At 61.9% G+C, this 18,395-nt stretch carries 14 protein-coding genes and 1 other RNA gene; 7 read left to right on the top strand and 8 right to left on the bottom strand.

The genetic code is table 11. The features are described from left to right. Positions 1-888 (bottom strand): LysR substrate-binding domain-containing protein, encoded by an 888-nt coding sequence (locus tag IAE39_RS17995; protein ID WP_201204999.1) that lies wholly within the window; start codon positions 886-888, stop codon positions 1-3. Positions 889-987: 99 nt separating this feature from the next. Here IAE39_RS17995 and IAE39_RS18000 point away from each other — a divergent pair, with 99 nt between their 5' ends. From IAE39_RS18000 to IAE39_RS18010, 3 genes are all read left to right on the top strand, one after another. Continuing rightward, positions 988-1,938: a 2-hydroxyacid dehydrogenase gene (locus IAE39_RS18000; RefSeq protein WP_201205001.1), complete on the top strand. Its 951-nt coding sequence runs from the start codon at positions 988-990 to the stop codon at positions 1,936-1,938. A gap of 177 nt (positions 1,939-2,115) precedes the next feature. Continuing rightward, entirely contained in the window at positions 2,116-3,459 is a 1,344-nt protein-coding gene (locus tag IAE39_RS18005) for an MFS transporter (protein ID WP_201205003.1), read from the top strand. 180 nt (positions 3,460-3,639) lie between these two features. After that, entirely contained in the window at positions 3,640-4,542 is a 903-nt protein-coding gene (locus IAE39_RS18010; RefSeq protein WP_201205005.1) for a LysR family transcriptional regulator, read from the top strand. 122 nt (positions 4,543-4,664) lie between these two features. On the opposite strand, the gene IAE39_RS18015 is transcribed toward IAE39_RS18010, so the two are convergent. Then, positions 4,665-5,141 carry an HPP family protein gene (locus tag IAE39_RS18015; RefSeq protein WP_201205007.1) on the bottom strand — a complete coding sequence of 159 codons (477 nt, stop codon included), beginning with the start codon at positions 5,139-5,141 and terminating at the stop codon, positions 4,665-4,667. Positions 5,142-5,144: 3 nt separating this feature from the next. Continuing rightward, a complete protein-coding gene (locus tag IAE39_RS18020) occupies positions 5,145-6,344 on the bottom strand; it encodes an NAD-dependent formate dehydrogenase (RefSeq protein WP_201205009.1) in 1,200 nt (399 codons plus the stop codon). Positions 6,345-6,871: 527 nt separating this feature from the next. Between IAE39_RS18020 and gabP the strand changes: the two genes are divergently transcribed. Beyond that, positions 6,872-8,263: a GABA permease gene (gene gabP, locus IAE39_RS18025; RefSeq protein WP_201205011.1), complete on the top strand. Its 1,392-nt coding sequence runs from the start codon at positions 6,872-6,874 to the stop codon at positions 8,261-8,263. Between the two features lie 104 nt (positions 8,264-8,367). Here the strand turns inward: gabP and IAE39_RS18030 are convergent, their stop codons facing one another. Next, the gene (locus tag IAE39_RS18030; RefSeq protein ID WP_201205013.1) at positions 8,368-9,231 is read right to left on the bottom strand and encodes a LysR family transcriptional regulator; all 864 of its coding nucleotides are present in this window, start codon (positions 9,229-9,231) and stop codon (positions 8,368-8,370) included. 293 nt (positions 9,232-9,524) lie between these two features. On the opposite strand from IAE39_RS18030, the gene IAE39_RS18035 reads away from it, so the two are divergent. From IAE39_RS18035 to IAE39_RS18045, 3 genes are all read left to right on the top strand, one after another. Beyond that, positions 9,525-11,057 carry an MFS transporter gene (locus IAE39_RS18035; RefSeq protein ID WP_201205015.1) on the top strand — a complete coding sequence of 511 codons (1,533 nt, stop codon included), beginning with the start codon at positions 9,525-9,527 and terminating at the stop codon, positions 11,055-11,057. Between the two features lie 186 nt (positions 11,058-11,243). Continuing rightward, positions 11,244-12,200, top strand: coding sequence for a hypothetical protein (locus IAE39_RS18040; protein WP_201205017.1), 957 nt, complete (start codon positions 11,244-11,246; stop codon positions 12,198-12,200). 115 nt (positions 12,201-12,315) lie between these two features. Beyond that, positions 12,316-14,709, top strand: coding sequence for a TonB-dependent siderophore receptor (locus IAE39_RS18045; RefSeq protein ID WP_201205019.1), 2,394 nt, complete (start codon positions 12,316-12,318; stop codon positions 14,707-14,709). Positions 14,710-14,945: 236 nt separating this feature from the next. Here the strand turns inward: IAE39_RS18045 and IAE39_RS18050 are convergent, their stop codons facing one another. From IAE39_RS18050 to IAE39_RS18065, 4 genes are all read right to left on the bottom strand, one after another. Then, positions 14,946-16,487, bottom strand: a complete 1,542-nt coding sequence (locus tag IAE39_RS18050; RefSeq protein WP_201205021.1) for an RNA-binding domain-containing protein — start codon at positions 16,485-16,487, stop codon at positions 14,946-14,948. 177 nt (positions 16,488-16,664) lie between these two features. Next, positions 16,665-16,928 carry a DUF3077 domain-containing protein gene (locus IAE39_RS18055; protein WP_201205023.1) on the bottom strand — a complete coding sequence of 88 codons (264 nt, stop codon included), beginning with the start codon at positions 16,926-16,928 and terminating at the stop codon, positions 16,665-16,667. Positions 16,929-17,454: 526 nt separating this feature from the next. Continuing rightward, positions 17,455-17,853: a transfer-messenger RNA gene (gene ssrA, locus IAE39_RS18060) on the bottom strand. 99 nt (positions 17,854-17,952) lie between these two features. Continuing rightward, complete coding sequence (locus IAE39_RS18065; protein WP_201205027.1) at positions 17,953-18,243, bottom strand: hypothetical protein; 291 nt, start codon at positions 18,241-18,243, stop codon at positions 17,953-17,955. Positions 18,244-18,395 lie beyond the last annotated feature (152 nt).

An 18,395-nucleotide genomic window follows, 5' to 3' on the forward strand; every position in this document is an offset into this window, starting at 1 on the left:
TTAACCCTGTTCAAAAAACGCCCGCGCCATCTCCACGAATGCCCCCAGCACCGGGTTGGGGTTGTCCCGGCAGAACGCCAGGAAGATTTCTGCCTGTTGCTCCATCCCCATCAGCGGCCTGAACACCACCTGCTCCAGGCGCAGGGCCTGCGCCGAAGCCGGCACCACTGCGCACCCCAGCCCCACATTGACCAGGCCCAGGATCGAATGCGTCTGTCCCAGCTGGTGCAAGTACCGCGGCTGCACCTCATGCCGGGCAAACAGGTTGGCGATACGGTCGTGGAAATAGCGCCCTTCGTTGGCGCTGTACATCACGAACGGCTGTTGGTCGAAGTCGCTCGGCCTGAGCCGTTCGCGCGCCCCCAGCGCATGCCCGGCGGGCAGGGCAGCGACGAAAGGTTCGCGGTGAATCGGCAGGTACTCCACGCGTGCGCTGGGCAGCACCTGGCGCACCAGGCCGACATCGATCAGCCCCGCTTCCAGGTCGTGCACCTGCGTGCTGGAGACACGCTCGCTGAGCACCAGTTCGATATCCGGCAGCGTCTGCCCGGCGTGCACCAGCAACCGCGGGATCATGCTGTAGGCGCCAACGGCCGTGAAACCCAAGGTCAGGCGGCCTGCTTCGCCGTGGGCGATGCGCCGCGCCGAATGGCTGGCCGAGTCGGCAATCTGCAGGATGCGCCGGGCATCTTCGAGGAAGCTCGCACCCGCCAGGGTAAGCCGCGCCTGGCGGTTGTTGCGCTCGAGCAGCAAGACACCCAGGGCATGCTCCAACAGCTGAATCTGCCGGCTCAGTGGCGGCTGGGTCATGTGCAGGCGGGTGGCGGCGCGGCCGAAATGCAACTCTTCGGCAACCGCCACGAAACAGCGCAACTGGTGCAATTCCACGATTCAATTCCTGAATTATTCGATCCAGCATCTATATTAGACCTGTATCAAATGCGGGCCTAGCATCGACTCATGTCTTCGAACTGCCGGATGCCCACGATGAACCACACCCCCATCGAAGTGCTGTTGACCCAACCCGTACCTGAGGCCATCGATGCGCAACTGGCCAGTGCCTATCAGGTGCACCGCCTGTATCAGCATGCCAGCCCGCAGCAACTGCTCGACGAAGCCGGCCCGCGCATTCGTGGCGTTGTCACAGGTGGCGCCAAGGGCCTGTCCAACGCGCTGATGGATCAGTTGCCCGCCCTTGAAGTCATCGCCATTAGCGGCATTGGTACCGACGCCGTGGACCTGCGCCATGCGGCCAGCCGCGGTATTCACGTCACCACCACGCCGGGCGTGCTCACCGCCGATGTGGCCGACCTGGCCATGGGCTTGATCATCAACACCTTGCGCCGCCTGGGCGAGGGCGAGCGGCTGGTGCGCGACGGTTTGTGGGGCAAGGTCGACCTGCCGCTGGCGCGCCGGGTCAGTGGTATCGAACTGGGTATCCTCGGGCTTGGCCAGGTGGGCAAGGCAATCGCCCGCCGCGCCGCTGCCTTTGACATGAACATCGCCTACAACGGGCGGCGTGAACAGCCAGAAACGGGGTACCGCTATGAAGCGGACCTGGTTGCGCTGGCGCGCTCCGTGGATGTGCTGGTGGTCGCCGCTGCCGCCGATGGCGGGCAGGTGCTGGTGACGGCTGAGGTGCTCGAGGCACTGGGGCCGCAGGGTTACCTGGTCAACGTAGCGCGCGGCAAGTTGGTGGATGAAGACGCGCTGGTCGAGGCCTTGCGCGAAAGGCACATCGCCGGTGCCGGGCTGGATGTGTTCGTAGATGAACCGTATGTGCCCCCGGCCTTGCTGGACCTGAGCCAGGTCAGCCTGCAACCACATCGGGGTAGCGCCACGTTGCAGACCCGGTTGGAGATGGGGCGCATGGTTTTGCTCAACCTTGAAGCCTGTTTCTGCGGTGAGCTGCCGCCGAATCGGGTGGTTCACCTTTAGGGCCCTTTCGCGGGCACGCCCGCTCCCACAGGCGTGATACAGGGCCTGAGCATTGTGCAGTACCTGTGGGAGCGGGCATGCCCGCGAAGAGGCCAGCACAGGCAACACAAAGGCCCCAAGGGCCACCCCTTCTGCGCACAAGAACAATCGCTTCCACCGAGAAGCAAGAGGGTCCACATGAACAGCAAATCCGCCGTCGCCGCATCGCAGGCCGTGGCCGGGATCGGTCGCCATCGCTTCCTGGTCCTGGCACTTATCTTCGTCATCACCGTCATCAACTACGCCGACCGCGCCACCTTGTCGATCACCGGCACCGAGGTGCTCGCGGACCTTGGCCTGGACCCGGTCATGCTGGGCATGATCTTCTCCGCGTTCGCCTGGGCCTACGCCCTGGGCCAAGTGCCCGGAGGCTGGCTGCTCGACCGCTTCGGTGCCCGGCGTGTCTACGGCATCAGCCTGATCCTCTGGTCGTTGTTCACGCTGCTGCAAGGCACCGTGGGCTGGATGGGGCTGGCCGGTGCCTCGGCGGCGGTGGCGCTGTTTTCCATGCGTTTCATGCTCGGCCTGGTGGAGTCGCCGGCCTTCCCCGCCAACTCACGCATTGTCAGCTGTTGGTTCCCGACCCGTGAACGTGGCACGGCATCGGCACTGTTCAACTCGGCGCAGTACATGGCGGTGGTGGTGTTCGCCCCCTTGATGGCGTGGATGACCCACGCCATGAGCTGGGAGCAGGTGTTTATCTGGATGGGCGTACTGGGGCTGCTGCTGAGCGTGGTCTGGTTCCGTTTGTACCATGAGCCGCACAGCGCGCCGGGGTTGAGCCGCGAAGAGCTGGACTACATGCGTGAAGGTGGCGCCCTGGTCGACCTGGAACAGGAACGCAAGGCCGCCAGGAGCAAGCCGACCCGCGCAGAGCTTGCGCAACTGTTTACCAGCCGCAACCTGTGGGCGGTGTACCTGGGCCAGTACTGCATCACCGCGCTCACCTACTTCTTCATCACCTGGTTCCCGATCTACCTGATCAAGGGCCGTGGCATGACCATCATGGAGGCTGGCTGGGTGGCCGCGTTGCCGGCCATTTGCGGCTTTACGGGCGGCATCTTGGGTGGCTTCGTATCCGACTGGCTGATCCGCCGTGGCGTGCACCCGTCCAGGGCGCGCAAGACCCCGTTCATCATTGGCATGGCGCTGTCCACCAGCCTGGTGCTGGCCAACTATGTGGATGGCAACGCGGCGGTGATCGCCTTGATGACCCTGGCCTTCTTCGGCAAGGGCCTGGCAGCGGTGGGCTGGGCGGTGCTGTCGGATGTGGCCCCGAAGAAGATGGTCGGCCTGTGCGGTGGTGTGTTCAATGGCATCGGCAACATTGCCGGCATCGTCACCCCACTGGTGATCGGCTACGTGGTAGCCAGTACCGGCTCGTTCCACAACGCACTCTGGTTCGTGGCCGCCCATGGCGTGCTGGGGATCCTCGCTTACCTGTTGCTGGCCAGGCGCTTCGAGCGTACCGGGCAGGCGTAGGCAGACGCCTTGGCAACAGAGGCCCTGGGAGACCGGGGCTTTTTTATTCATGTCGCAACTACGTAACTGCCGGATGACTGCCGGTTGAGCATCGGCAAGCGATGCGGTGATACTGCGGCAACGACAATACGACCAGGCCCACGGATGCGCCGGAGTGGCCTGGCAGGAGCCCTTGCTGCCATGTTCATCCGCCAGCTCAACTACCTGGTCGCCCTGGCCCGGGAAAAACACTTCGGCCGCGCTGCCCAGGCCTGCCATGTGTCGCAACCGGCATTGTCCGGTGCCATTCGCAGCATCGAAGCAGAACTGGGTATCGTCATCGTCCAGCGCGGCCGGCGCTTCGAGGGTTTTACCCAGGATGGCGAGCGTGTGCTGGCCTGGGCCAGGCGGGTATTGGCTGATTGCGAAGGCTTGCGTCAGGATGCCCGCGCCGACGAGGACGACCCGGTGGGCCACTTGCGCATGGGGGTAATTCCGGCGGCCCTGCCGTTGGCACCGCTGCTGACCCAGCGCTGCCTGGCGCGCTTTCCGCGCATGCGCCATGAGATCCAGACGCTGTCTGCGCAGGAGATCCAGCGCAAGCTTGACGCCTTTGAGCTGGACCTTGGGCTGAGTTACCTGGACGACCAGCCACTGGCAGCCTGCTCGGTGCGTACGGTGTTCCGCGAGCGTTATGTGTTGGTAGCGGCAGCGCAGGGCAGCTTCGACAGTAGCGAGCCGGTGAGTTGGGAGGCTGCGGCACAGCTGCCGTTATGCCTGTTGGCGGCGAAGATGCAGTGCCGGCAGGGGATCGACGCGATGTTCCAGCGCCAGGGGTTGGCGATCGAGCCGCGGGTGGAGACCGATTCGTTGACGGCGTTGTGTGCCCATGTGCGGCAGGCCGGGTTGTTCAGCATCTTGCCGCATAGCGTGTTGTGCCAGGCGGACGGGCCGCTGGCGGCGCGGGTGCTGGTGCCGGAGTTGAGCCGGGATATCGGCTTGCTGGTACGTGATGAGGCGGTGCGCAGCCCCTTGCTTTCGGCGGCCTTGCGGGAGCTGGAGAGCCTGGACCTGCAGGGGTGGGCGGATCGGGTGTTGCCTTGAAATGTGTGCGGGGTGTTCTGGCCTCTTCGCGGGCAAGCCCGCTCCCACAGATACAGCGCAAGGTCAGAGGCTTGCGCTGTCCCTGTGGGAGCGGGCTTGCCCGCGAAGAGGCCGGAACAGGCTTACCGGAACCTGCCAGCCCTGCGCCAGACCTGGCTGATCACCATCAACACCATTACCCCCGCCAAGGTCGGCATCACCAGGAAATCCCACCCCGGCTGCGCCAGGAAGATGATCACCGGGTTGCTGCCCGCTGGCGGGTGCACGGTGTCGGTGGCCAGCATCAGCATCAACGCCAGGGCACCGGCCAGGGCCATGAAGTACCACTCTGATCCGCCGTAATGCAGCACCAGCAAACCCACCGTGGTCGACAGCAGGTGCCCGCCGACCAGGTTGCGTGGCCGTGAGAACGGCACATCAGGGAAGCCGAACAGCAACACGCAGGATGCACCGAACGACCCCATCACCCAAGCGTTACCACTGAACTGGGCGAGGGCGCCGAGCGCACCCAGGGCGGTGAGCGAGCCGAGGCCGGCCAGCAGGATGACTGCTGTACGGCGCCGGATCAGGCTGCTGCTGACTGTTGTCGAGGCAGTCATGGCTCAACGCTTGAAGCGCGCGGCTTCTTCCGAGCCGCCGGTGGCATTGCCGGCGCTGTAGGAGTGCGCGCCAACACCGGCCAGTTCGCCACCCTGGACGATCAGGTATTCGTCGCGGATCGGCCGGTTGTCGAAGTAGCACTCGAGGATTTCCCGGGTGCCCGCGGCATAGCGTGCTTGCGCCGACAGGGTGGTGCCGGAGATGTGCGGGGTCATGCCGTGGTGTGGCATGTGCCGCCATGGGTGGTCGGCCGGGGCCGGTTGCGGGAACCACACGTCACCGGCGTAGCCGGCCAACTGGCCGCTTTCCAGTGCCCCGGCGATGGCATTGCGGTCGCACAGCTTGCCGCGTGCGGTGTTGATCAGGTACGCGCCACGCTTGAAGTACTTCAGCGTGTCGGCATTGATCATGTGCTCGGTTTCCGGGTGCAGCGGGCAGTTCAGGGTGACCACGTCGCAGACCTTGGCCAGGCTTTCGAGGTTGCTGTGGTAGGTCAGGTTCAGCTCGCGCTCGACGCTTTCCGGCAGGCGGTGGCGGTCCATGTAGTGCAGCTTGACGTCGAATGGCTTGAGCAGGCGCAGTACCCGCAGGCCAATGCGCCCGGCGGCCACGGTGCCCACATTCATGCCCTCCAGGTCGTAGGCACGGGCCACGCAGTCGGCGATATTCCAGCCGCCCTTGACCACCCAGTTGTAGGACGGGATGTAGTTGCGGACCAGGCCGAGGATCATCATCAGTACATGTTCGGCCACGCTGTGGCTGTTGCAGTAGGTGACTTCGGCCACGGTAATGCCACGGTCCATGGCGGCCTGCAGGTCGGTGTGGTCCGAGCCGATGCCGGCGGTGACGATCATCTTCAGCTTGGGCGCCTTGGCGATGCGTTCGGCGGTCATGTAGGCCGGCCAGAACGGCTGCGAAATGACGATCTCGGCATCATGCAGTTCGCGGTCCAGCATGCTGTCGGCGCCGTCCTTGCTGGAGGTGACGACCAGTTGGTGGCCGTTGCTTTCCAGGTACTTGCGCAGGCCCAGTTCGCCACCGACGCTGCCAAGCAGTTCGCCGGGCTTGAAGTCGATCGCCTTGGGCGTCGGCAGGGTCTGCCCGTCCGGGTAGCGCTCCAGCACCGGCAGGTCGTCGCGGGCATAGCTTTGCGGGTAGCCGGTGACCGGGTCTTCGTAGAGCACACACACAATCTTGGCCATTCTCTTCTCCTTGGGTTTGGCATGCGGCACTGGTTGGCTGCATGGCGCCGATGGTTCACCAGGGCTGAAGGACGGTGCCAATCGTTTGATCGGATGGTGAGATAGGTGGGGGTTATCAAGCGGGTTTATCTGTGCCGGCCCTTTCGCGGCTAAAGCCGCTCCTACAGGGTGTGGGGTTTCTGTAGGAGCGGCTTTAGCCGCGAAAGGGCCGGGCCTGGCAACACACATCCAAATGAAAAACAAAAGCACCAAATGGCCCGATGGCGTGATCGGGCATGCCATTCGCGACATCTGGCGCTAATGGAAATGCCCTGTCGTGATCGAACAGTTCCGGGGCGTTCTCGTGTAATTTCCCACCGCCATGCGGGGCTTAAATGAACCCCGAACCGCACCGGCACGTTGCGCTGTGATGCGCAGCAAAGATCAACAACAGAGCACCAGCAACCTGTCGACTTATTGATTTCAAAGGAGATATTTTCGCCTACGCCTGCCCCCATCCTTGTGTCAGCAAAAAGAGAACAACATCAATGAACACCGTGGGATCTGATGGCAACCTTGCACAAGGTTTCAAGCCACGTCATGTAACGATGCTGTCCATCGCCGGTATCATCGGCGCCGGACTTTTCGTAGGCTCCGGTCACGCCATCGCGGCGGCCGGGCCAGCAACCATAATTTCCTATTTCGTGGCCGGCACCCTGGTGGTACTGGTCATGCGCATGCTCGGCGAAATGGCCGTGGCACACCCTGACACCGGATCATTTTCCACCTACGCCGACCAGGCCATCGGGCGCTGGGCCGGGTACACCATCGGCTGGTTGTACTGGTGGTTCTGGGTGCTGGTGATCCCGATCGAGGCGCTGGCGGCAGGGCATGTGCTCAACGCCTGGTTCCCCGATATCCCCAGCTGGATCTTCGCCCTGGCCTCGGTGCTGCTGCTGGCCGGTACCAACCTGTTCAGCGTGGCCAAGTACGGCGAGTTCGAATTCTGGTTCGCCATCCTCAAGGTCACCGCCATTCTCGGTTTCATCGGCCTGGGCTTTGCCGCGCTGATGGGCTGGCTGCCCAACCGTGAGGTCAGCGGCCTGAGTGGGCTGATCGCCGAATACGGCGGCTTTGCACCGAAGGGCTGGTCGGCAGTAGTCGGCGCGTTCATCACCGTCATGTTCAGCTTCATCGGTACCGAGGCAGTAACCATTGCCGCGTCCGAGTCCAGCGACCCTTCGCGCAACATCGCCAAGGCCACCCGCTCGGTGATCTGGCGGATCAGCACCTTCTACATCCTGTCGATCTTCGTGATCATCTCGGTGGTGCCGTGGAACGACCCGCAACTGGCGGTGGTAGGCTCTTACCAGCGTGCGCTGGAGATCATGAACATCCCCAACGCCGCATTCATGGTCGACCTGGTGGTGCTGGTGGCCGTGACCAGCTGCATGAACTCGTCGATCTACATCGCCTCGCGGATGATGTACTCGCTGGCCAAGCGCGGTGACGCCCCGGCCTTCCTCAACAAGACCTCCAAGGTAGGCGTGCCGCGTGCGGCGGTGTTCGGCAGCACCCTGATCGGTGCGGCCATCGCCATCCTCAACTACTTCGCGCCGAAGGGCGTGTTCGAGTTCCTGCTGGCCAGCTCTGGCGCCATCGCCTTGCTGGTGTACATGGTCATCGCCATTTCGCAGCTGCGCATGCGCCGCCGCCTGGAGCGGGAGAACACCGAGCTGAAGTTCCGCATGTGGCTGTTCCCGTACCTGACCTGGGCGGTGATCATCTTCATTGCCGGGGCGCTGGCGGTGATGATGTACACGCCTGAGCACCGGGCGGAAGTGAGTTCGACATTGGGCCTGGCGATCGTGATTTCCTTCCTGGGGATCGTGACTTCGCGGGGCCATGCGCAACCGGTGGGGGCGCGTACGATGGGGTGATTGAGTTCACCTGGCGGTAGGGCAGAGGGCACCTGTGGATGGGTGCCCTTTGTCTTTTCAGGGCGGCTGAAAAGTCGCACCATCGGTGCGACTAATTTGGCCGGTCAGCCCTTCATCATCTCGATATACCTCATCACCGCCGGCGCTTTCTCGAAGCGCCGGTGAATCAGGCTCAGCCACGAACTGGCCTGGCAGTCGACGATCCGCCGGTAGTTCACCTGCGGCAGGCTGATACGTTGCACTACCGATTCTGGCACCACTGCAATGCCCTGGCCGAGTGACACCAGGGTAACCACGGCCACCAGGCTGCCGGGCTGCGGGCCCAGGCGCGGGACGAAGCCGCCTTGTGCTGCTACCTCCAGCGTGCCGGAGATCTGCTCGGGCAGGATGAAGGTTTCATTGGCCAGGCGCGAGGCCGGGATTTGTGGCACTTCGTTGATACGCGAGCTGGCAGGCAGGGCGAGGACGAAGCCTTCCTGGTGCAAGGCGGTGGCCGCGAGTTCTTCCGGCAGTTCCATCGGCGAGCGTACGTAGGCCAGGTCAAGCAAACCATCGCGGACCATGCCGGGCAGCTCGGCCATGGGCAGTTCGCGGATGTTCAGGCGCACGCCGGGGCAGGTTTGGCTGTACTGGCTGACTTGCTGCTGGAGCATGCCCGAGTAGGCGGCGGAGGCCACGTAGCCCAGTTCTATTCGCCCGCTTTCGCCCCGTGAAGCGCGCTGCGCGCCCAGTTGCGCGGCGTCGAACTGGCGCACGGCCTGTTCGGCCTCGATCAGCAGGGCCTGGCCGGCGGCGGTGAGGTTGACCTCGCGCTGGTTGCGTTCGAACAGGCGAACACCCAGCTCGCGCTCCATGTCCTGGATCTGCCGGCTGAGGGTGGGCGGGGCGATGCCCAGTTGCTCGGCAGCCCGGGTGAAATGGCCGTGGCGGGCGACGCAGAGGAAGTAGCGGAAATGGCGGATTTCCATGGGTGTTACCTGCAGGGTAATGACGCAGGCCACCAGGGCTAACAAGGCGTGCGGCTGGCGGCGTTATGGTGAGGCCCACACTACAAGGCTGATGGCTTGGGGGCAAAGATTGCCTGGGAGATTGCCGGGGCTGCTTTGCAGCCCATCGCCCACAGGTACTGCACAACCCTCGAGGCGCCGCGGTCCCTGTGGGAGCGGCCTCGTGTCGCGATAGGGCTGCAACGCAGCCCCGGCAATTTCACAGGCAGACAACCGCCCCTCAAGCCAACCAGCCCAGCCCCTGGAGCCCCACCATGCCCGCTGCCCGTTTCACCCTGCTCACCGCCTCGCTGGTCTGCGCCCTGATCATCCTCGACACCAACATTGTCGCGGTCAGCCTGCCCAGCATTGCCCGTGACCTGTCCGGCTCGTTCGCCGATATCGAATGGGTGGTCAGCGCCTACCTGCTGGCCTTTGCCGCTTGCCTGCTACCTGCCGGCAGCCTGGCTGACCGCTTTGGCCGGCGGCGCATGCTGCTGCTTGGCCTGGTGCTGTTCGGCCTCGCTTCGCTGGCCTGCGGTGCGGCGCCCAGCCTGCTGTTCCTCGACCTCGCCAGGGCAGCCAAGGGCGTTGGTGCAGCCTTGCTGCTGACTTCGGCCCTGGCCGCGATCGGCAACCGTTTCCACCAGCCACAGGAGCGCATGCGTGCCTGGGCTTTCTGGGGCGCCTGCATGGGCGCCACCATCACCTTCGCGCCACTGCTCGGCGGAGTGATTGCCAGCACCTTGGGCTGGCGCTGGATCTTCTACATCAACCTGCCGCTGGTGGCGCTGCTGGCAATCATGGTCATGGGCAGCATCGAGGAGTCCCGCGACAGTGCTGCAGCGCGGCTCGACCCATGGGGCAGCCTGACCTTCGCAGGTAGCCTGGGCTACCTGATCTGGGCGATGATCGATGCCAATCAGGTGGGCTGGGGCAGTGCGCAAACCCTTGGTCGGCTGGTGATCAGCGCCTTCCTGTTCGGCCTGTTCATCATGGTCGAGCGCAGCCAGGAGCGGCCCATGATCGACCTGCAGCTGATGCGCAGCGGGCGTTTCGTGGGGGCCTTGCTGGGTATGTTCGCCTATGCGGCCTGTGCCCAGGTGATGATGACGTTGTTGCCGTTGTACTTGCAGAACGGCTTGCAACTGTCAGCCCTGGCCGCCGGGGCCGGCATGCTGCCATTTGCCGTAGCCATGTTGCTGACACCACGGGTGGGGATGCGCCTGGCCACCCACTGGAGCCCTGCGCAGGTGTTTGCCTTGGGCCTGGTGCTGGTGGGCGCGGGCAACCTGCTGTGTGCCTGGGCTACCCGCCACGGCGGGTACGGCGCGTTCGCGCTGGCCAGCCTGGTGCTGGGCGCTGGCGCCGGGCTGCTCAACGGCGACACGCAGAAAAACATCATGGCCTGTGTGCCGCGTGAGCGCACCGGCATGGCTTCGGGCCTGAGTACCACCACGCGGTTCGGTGCGATCGTGCTGGCCATTGGTGTGCTGGGGGGCGTGCTGGCTGCGAGAAGCGGGCAACTGCTGCAAGAAGCCATGGCAGTGGTGGCGCCGGGGCATTCCGATCAGGTGGCAGCGATGGCCACACGGGTTGCAGCAGGTGACCTGCCAGCGGCATTGGCCATGCTCGACCCTGGCCTTCGAGAAGCAGTAGCGCCCTTGGCCCGCCAGGCGTTCATCGGTGGTTTCGAAGCCGTCTTGCAAGCTGCCGGTTTTGCAGCGCTGCTGTTTGCCATTGTTGTCGGCGTGATGCTGTCTCGCCCGTTGCTTCAGCAGGAGGCTGTTGGCCGGCGCTCGGCGTAGTGTCGGCAATGAGCGATCGTTGCATGGTGTGATGCGATGACAACAGGCTGGGCCAGGGTTGATGAGAAACGCATTTTTTGCACTTGATAACACCGATGGATAGTATTTCCAGCCAACATTCAAACGGCATTCTCAGTGATGTCGTTTTAATAGTATTTAATGTTGTTCTGGAAAATGGAGTTTCTGATGCACGATCCTTCCAACGCCAATGGCGCATCCCCGCAAGATATCGAGCTACCAGACGGCGTCTTCCCGCCGATGCCTGGGTATACCCATGAAGACCTGCTCGAAGTGGTGAACACGCCCGTTGAAGCCTTCCTTGAAGCGCTGCATGCCGACCCCGGATTCATTCGTGAAACCAGCATTGCGCTGGTCACTCACTTATGGGCCGACCTGCAACGGATGGGCGTCGAGTACCAGATTTCCACCTGGTATCAGACGCCGTATGAACACCCGGACACGCGCGCGCGCAACATCAGCAGCATGGCGCTGCAGTTGGGCGGTTTTGCCGCACAGTCGGCGTTCGAATCGTTGCAGGGCTCGCCGCTGATGAACGAGGGCGAAGATCTGGTTAATGCGTTCACCGACAAGGCGGCCTGGGGCATACATGATCATATCGTAAAGCTGAATGATGAGACGCTGATCAAACCTGAAGAGCTGATGGGGAAAAAAGCGGTACTACTGCGTGAGCAATACTCGGATCACGTAAGCACGCCGTTCAAACTTACCCCGAACGTTTTGCCCCCGATGGCAGGTTATACCCTTGACGATTTACTGGGGGCTGCATTGACAGCGCTTGAAGCGTATACGCAAAAGCGCGGTATCGATCGCAGTCTGATCGACGATAGCCTGGCCGCAGTGAAAAGCCGGTTGACGAAAAGTTTGAACAAGAACGGCATCCCGGGCTTGATCGCCTTCTATCATCTGCAGCCGTTGGCTGACCCCGCCCTTCGTACGCGTAATATTTCCGATCTCGCTGAGACGGCCGGGGGGGTAGCGGCGGAGGCCGCGGCCGATGCTTTGCAAGACTCACCCTTGCAGGAGCAGGGCGATGCGTTCTGCTGCGGGTTCTTCGACACCGCAAGTGATGCAATCCAGCAGCACATCCTGCAATTGAATGGCGCCAGTGCCAACGCACACTGAGTCTGGCAGCGTAAAAATTTCTGAAAATAAATGAGGTGTTTTCTCATTCTCGTTCGGCTTGTAGAGAAGGCCGGAATACAGGCCAGCCCGCCGACCCTCTCTACGGAGCGAGATAATGAGTTTTACCCCGGTTTTACAGCGCCATCCATTGAGCCGTGCCGTGCACGCAGCTTTCCTGGGCCTGGTTGTCGGCAGCTGTGCGCTGCCTGTGCTTGCGCAAGCGGCTACCGCTGAGCAAAACACCCAGGTCCGGCACTGGGACATTCCTGGTGGCCCACTGGCCCCGGCGCTTGACTACTTTGCACGCCAGGCGGGCATCAGCCTGTCTTTCGACGCACAGAGCGTAGCCAACCGCAACACGGCGGGCGTGCAGGGTACGCTGGGGACCTCGGCTGCACTCTCGTCGTTGTTGCAGGGGACCGAGCTTCAGGCTGAGCAGCAAGGCCCGAGTGCTTACCTGGTGGTGCCGCAACCAAAGCCAGCCGGCCCGCTGGAGCTGGGCGCGACCGAGGACTATCGGCTGGCGCCGGTCATCATCAATGCCAAGGTCAAGGCCAGCGCCGACGACGACCTGAACTCGGTGGTCGCCAAGGAGTTGTGGGTCGGTGGCAAGGTGGCGACCAGCATCCTCAACACGCCTGCCTCGGTGTCGGTGGTAACCCGCAAGGAAATGGAGCAGCGCAGCGTCAGCACCACCGAAGAGGCGCTGCAGTACAGCCCTGGCGTGGTCAGCGACTTCTATGGCTCGGACGACCGCAACGACTACTTTCAGATCCGCGGCTTCCAGGCCACTACCTACCGTGATGGCCTGACCTTGAGCTCGATGCGCGGTGTGCGCGAAGACCCGTATGCCTACGAGCGCATCGAGATTCTGCGCGGCGCCAACTCCACCCTGTTCGGCCCGGCAGACCCGGGTGGCTCGGTGAACTTCGTGACCAAGCAGCCGCGCTTCGAAAAGTTCGGGCAAGGCTACGTGACCTATGGCTCCTATGATCATGCCGAGACCGGTATCGATGTGGGCGATGCCCTGAATGATGAGCAAACCCTGGCCGGCCGCTTCACGGCCAAGATGCAGAACAGCGACCGCGAGTACGACCACTCGCAGGACGACAACCGCTTCGTGATGGGCGGCCTGACCTGGGCGCCTACCGACTTTACCTCGGCCACGGTGATCCTCGACTACCTGAAGACCAACAGTTCGCCCAACAGCGGTGGCTACCCGCTGGACAAGGAATACGACCGCAAAGATTTCTACGGCGAGCCCGGCTACAACTTCCACGATGTCGAGCGCACCAGCCTCAGCGGCAACATCACCCACGATTTCGACAACGGCTTTACGCTGCGTGGCAACCTGCGCTACAGCGAGCTGAGCGATGACTTTGGCTATGTGTACCTGAGCGACAGCGCTTCGCGGGTCGGCACCACCATACCGCGCTACGTGTTTGGCACCGACAGCGATGCCGACCAGCTCAACGGCAACCTGATGCTGCAGTACGATGCCCAGTTCGAGCACATCGACAGCAGCACCCTGGTGGGTGTGGAGTATCTCGACTCGACCACCCGGCAAAGTTCGGTGTACAGCACGGCACCTTCCATCGACATCGCCAACCCGGTGTTCACCGGTGTTCCCGGTGGCGTTACGCCGTACACCCGTAAGAAGAACGACGCCACCACCAAGGCCGTGTTCCTGCAGCAGAACCTGTCGTTCTATGACCGCGTGATCGCAACGGCGGGTGTGCGAAATGACTCCATGGACCTGTCCAGCACGGAGTACGTCGGCGGGGTAAACAAGCAAACCGACAACTTCTCTGAGACCTCGTACCGTGGCGCGCTGACCTACATCGTCAACGATGAAGTGTCCACCTACGTGAGCATGGTGGAGTCGGTTTCGCCTCCGCAGGTCGGCGTTACCCCGCAGACCGGCAGGCAGTACGAAGTGGGGGTGAAGTACTCGCCCATCGGCATGGATGCGCTGTTCTCTGCCGCCGTGTATGACCTGACCCAGGAAAACGTCACCATCGCCGTGGTGCTGCCGAGCGGCATCATCGAACAGCAAACGGTGGGCGAGTCGCGTGCACGCGGCCTGGACCTGGAAGCCAAGGCGCAAGTCACGCAAAACATCAGCCTGATCGGTGCCTATTCCTACATGGAGACTGAGGTGCTGCGCGGTGCGCTGTGGGACGGCAGCTCGCTCAAGGGCAAGGAATTCACCGTGGCGCCGAAGCATACGGCCTCGCTGTGGAGCTACTACGACATCCCCGACACCGATGTGAGCGTTGGCCTGGGTGCCCGCTACGTGGGGGGCTACTACATGGATGCCGCCAACACCAAGAAAAGCGACGGCACCACGCTGTTTGACGCAGCGCTGAACTACAAGATTGCCAAGGGCACCGATCTTGCGCTGAATGTCAGCAACCTGTTTGACGAGCAGCATGTGGTGGGGTCGGGGACGGCGAACTACTACAACCCGGGGCGTGAGGTTACGGCCAAGTTGAGTTATAGCTGGTAAGGCGGGGGAGGGGTGGCACGGGAGAAGCCCGCGCCATCCACCGCAGTGCCTGCACTCACAATAATCACGCGGCCTTCTAGACCTACGCTGTATGTTCCGCTGCGGAAAGATCAGGTTGCGCCATGATGTGCCCGTTCCAAGCATCGCATGGAGCCACACCATGTTATAGCGCAACACCTGTGGCGAACTGCGCACAGCGCTAGATTGAGCTGGCACAAAGTAGTGGTTGTTCAGGCTCAGTCGTCTGAGGATCTTTGTTCAGCGTTTAGTGCTCTGCCGGCCGCAGTCAGGCGATAGCGTTGTTTGCTACTGCTAGGCTTTTCTGGAATGGTCATCTCGACCAGGCCAAGCTTCAACAATGGGGACAAAACCTGATCGCGAAACTTGCTGCGGTTGCTGCGCCCGACGAAGGCCATTAGCTCTGCTGCAGAGTGATCGTTTTTCATCTTTAACAGCAGCGTTATCTGCTCTTGATGCAAAGACAGGTAAATACCGACTGGTTCTTCGACAGCGGATTTTGCCCTTACCTGGTCCCTACCTGGTCCCGACTTAGTCCCTGCCTGGTCCCTGCTTGATCCCGACTTAGTCCCTGCCAAGTCCCCACTTGGTCCCGGCAGAGGCCCTTTTTCAACCAAGCGCTGAATCACGACCTTGAACTGATTGCTCTGCCGGTCGTCCTCCAGCCGGATCATTGGCCAAGCATCGATAGCGCGCGGAATACCGGTGCCCAAACCGCGATAGGGGAGGATGTGTACAGCGTGAGAGGTAAGCGTGGGGTTGCGGCGGTTGGATAGGCCGAATCGAATTTTGTCGGTATCGAGCACGTCCGGCAGGTGTCCGGGGCTTATCAGTTCTATGCGATCGGCGAAAATCATTATCCGGATTGAGGCGCTGACAAAGTAGTCTCGGTGGATCAGCGCATTGACTAGCAGTTCTTCGAACACTTCCTCCGGCACTTCCAACTGGCCGAGAGTGTTGAAGCCTTGCCGGCCCTGCACATGGTGCAGGTTACGCTTGATGAAGGCTAAGCCGCGTCGGTATTGCTCCTGCAGGTTGCCGTCGATGTCTTCGCTGTCGAGGTACTGACGGTCATGCAGTACTGTACCCGGAAATGCCACCGCTTTGATGTCGAACGCAGGACGTAGCCGTTGTGGGGCTTTGCCGAACAGCAACAAACCAGCCAAGTTGGGTATGCCACCACTGGCAAGGCCGAGATTTTCCAGGACGCGCACGGTTTCTAAACCGGTCTGCTCGGGGCTTTGCCGAAAGCGGCGTTGGAAGTATTCGCCAAGCGCCTTGGCGTCGATATCTGCAACGCTGCTGCCTGCCACAGGTACCGCATCGGCGCAAACCAGCCCGGCCTGTTGGAACAAACGCTGCAGTTCTTCACGGGCGGTGACCCGACGTTTGTCCGCACCATTCTTCACCCAAATCCGGCCCTGGCTGTCGACGTAGGGTTTATTCAGCCCTTGTTCGATGGTCACCACCATGACCAGGCCTTGTTCGGTTTGAACGTTAATGGACAAGGGATTGATCGCCGGGCGGACATTCTGAGAGGCTGCGTTGGAGAGCAACTGATTGAGCCGCGCAATATCTGCACTGCTCAACCCGCTCACCGTACCGGAGTCCTCTACGCCAATCAGCAAGCAACCTCCGGCCGTATTGGCAAACGCCACCAACTCGCTTGCCAGAGCATCGACATTGTTGAAGTCGCGCTTGAACTGATGGCGGCTGTCCTCACCGCGGGCAAGGATTTGCTGAAGATCGGCAAGGGTCATGGCGCGTCTCTAGGTGGCACGGGGGTAGGTCGGGTAGCTTGGGCATTATTCCTTATGGAGGAGTATGCTGGCCAATCCGGTGTTGTGGATCGGCCTCAACCCGATCGTGCTCATAAGTTGTAATCAAGGCAACCTGCACTCACGGTCAAGTTGCCTTGGGACATTTCCCTGTGAAATTCAACGCATCATGCCGAGCTCTGCATCGTCCAGCAGGGCCTTACCCAAAGCGCACAGGTAATGCGCCGCCCAGATCAGCTTCGGTTTGTCTTCCATCAGGCCGTCGATGGTCAGGTCACGTGCATAGCCCATCAATTCAGAGGCTTGCTCGCGAGCGTTCTGGCACGGGATGCCGGGTTCGATGCGAAACAGGGGGTGGGTCTGGTTTTCTCCTTGGAAGAAGATGGTTTTACCTACTGTGCATTGGCTGTCTTCGATCGTCATTGGTCAGTTTCCCCGGTAGTGCTCAATGGATTGGCTGCGAGTCGGACGGCTTCTGCACAGAGCGCGTACTCCGAGGCCAGCATGATGGTGTCTTCAAGGGAGTGGAGAGGTAGGGGGGGATCGGGGACTATCTTCAACATGGTGTGGCTCCTGTCGTAGTGGAGCAACCACCAACCGCGGCTAAACAGTTAGGTGGCAGCTGTACGCGGGTTAGCCGACCGGGACGTCAGGCACCCGGCGCACCCGAAGGTGCCCCACGCACAGCCGCCGTAAGGCGCCAATGCCGATTGCTCGGTATTGCACTGCTGCGGTGTCCGACGATTTCAGGCGGCTAAACCCGGTCGTTGAAAAGCAACGACCCACCGAGCCTAAAACCCTGAAACAGTGACCGCAACGGAAAACAGGCGCTGAGAGTATCTTTGGGAAACGTCCTACGCGGAAGGGGTTAAATCTGATTTTCTAGCCTCGCCTCTGGCAAATTTCAGACACAAAAAAAGACGCCCTAGGGCGTCTTCTTTTTTGGATTTGGTGGAGCCGGGGGGATTTGAACCCCCGTCCGCCAGTACTCCGCTGTCGGTACTACATGCTTAGCCGTGTCTACTGATTTAATCCGCAGCCGCCCGACGGGCAGGGTGCTTTGGATGAGTTGTGTAAGTTTTAGTCACTTCGCCCACAACGTGCTACGCGACGATCCTGTTCTATATGACAATCAGTTCGGGTTTACAGGCATCCCCTAGTGATTGCTGGAGCCGAAGCTACCAGAAGCAATGGGTCAAAGTGACCGCTTACGCGGCCATTTCGTACTCCACGCCGTATTTATCGTCATTGGCAACTATAAAAGTTGCAACAGTGGATTTACGAGTTCTGTTACCAACTCGGCATGCACCTAGAGTTTCGCTACCGGCGTCGAATCCTAATCGGCCCCACACTAGCTCTTGGCTAACGCACCTTACGGCACGTGAGGCGGAGTATACGCCATTGTGCGGGCGACGTCGACAGCCGGTCCTGTCGCCCGCGCATTGGCTCATGCGCCGCCGCTGCCGGTACCACTGCCTTTCTCGGTTTTTTCCAGGCGCTCCAGCACTTTGCTGGTGATGGCGATGCATTCCTTGGTGTCGCCCGAGGCCTGGGCAGCCTTGGCTTTGTCGACGTGCTCGGTGATGGCTTTGTCCAGGCCCTCTGAGGTGGCGCCGGCGGTGGCCATGCTGTTGTCGATCTTCTGCAGGTTGATGGTGCACAGGTCTTCAGCGGCGAACACCGGCGAAGCCAGCAGGGTAGCGGCCGCGAACAGGGCCGAAAGCGCGGTACCTTTCATGGGAGTCTCCTCTGGGGCCTCGGGAAGGTGGGCCTGTAGGGTGGACTGTGGGGAAATGGTGGGGGTTCAATCGGGATGGTGGCGGGGTGGAATGATGGTGGGGATGGCACCGGCTTTGCCGGTGTTCGCGGCTGAAGCCGCTCCTACAGGTA

This window comes from Pseudomonas sp. S37, assembly GCF_016658545.1.
Taxonomy (GTDB): domain Bacteria; phylum Pseudomonadota; class Gammaproteobacteria; order Pseudomonadales; family Pseudomonadaceae; genus Aquipseudomonas.

Excerpts from the sequence above, each read along its gene's own strand:
- IAE39_RS18040 (WP_201205017.1), top strand. The coding sequence starts at position 11,244 with ATGCACGATCCTTCCAACGCCAATGGCGCATCCCCGCAAGATATCGAG.
- gabP (WP_201205011.1), top strand. The coding sequence starts at position 6,872 with ATGAACACCGTGGGATCTGATGGCAACCTTGCACAAGGTTTCAAGCCA.
- IAE39_RS18065 (WP_201205027.1), bottom strand. The coding sequence starts at position 18,243 with ATGAAAGGTACCGCGCTTTCGGCCCTGTTCGCGGCCGCTACCCTGCTG.
- IAE39_RS18015 (WP_201205007.1), bottom strand. The coding sequence starts at position 5,141 with ATGACTGCCTCGACAACAGTCAGCAGCAGCCTGATCCGGCGCCGTACA.
- IAE39_RS18055 (WP_201205023.1), bottom strand. The coding sequence starts at position 16,928 with ATGACGATCGAAGACAGCCAATGCACAGTAGGTAAAACCATCTTCTTC.
- IAE39_RS18030 (WP_201205013.1), bottom strand. The coding sequence starts at position 9,231 with ATGGAAATCCGCCATTTCCGCTACTTCCTCTGCGTCGCCCGCCACGGC.
- IAE39_RS18010 (WP_201205005.1), top strand. The coding sequence starts at position 3,640 with ATGTTCATCCGCCAGCTCAACTACCTGGTCGCCCTGGCCCGGGAAAAA.
- IAE39_RS18020 (WP_201205009.1), bottom strand. The coding sequence starts at position 6,344 with ATGGCCAAGATTGTGTGTGTGCTCTACGAAGACCCGGTCACCGGCTAC.
- IAE39_RS18045 (WP_201205019.1), top strand. The coding sequence starts at position 12,316 with ATGAGTTTTACCCCGGTTTTACAGCGCCATCCATTGAGCCGTGCCGTG.
- IAE39_RS18005 (WP_201205003.1), top strand. The coding sequence starts at position 2,116 with ATGAACAGCAAATCCGCCGTCGCCGCATCGCAGGCCGTGGCCGGGATC.
- IAE39_RS18050 (WP_201205021.1), bottom strand. The coding sequence starts at position 16,487 with ATGACCCTTGCCGATCTTCAGCAAATCCTTGCCCGCGGTGAGGACAGC.
- IAE39_RS18035 (WP_201205015.1), top strand. The coding sequence starts at position 9,525 with ATGCCCGCTGCCCGTTTCACCCTGCTCACCGCCTCGCTGGTCTGCGCC.
- IAE39_RS18000 (WP_201205001.1), top strand. The coding sequence starts at position 988 with ATGAACCACACCCCCATCGAAGTGCTGTTGACCCAACCCGTACCTGAG.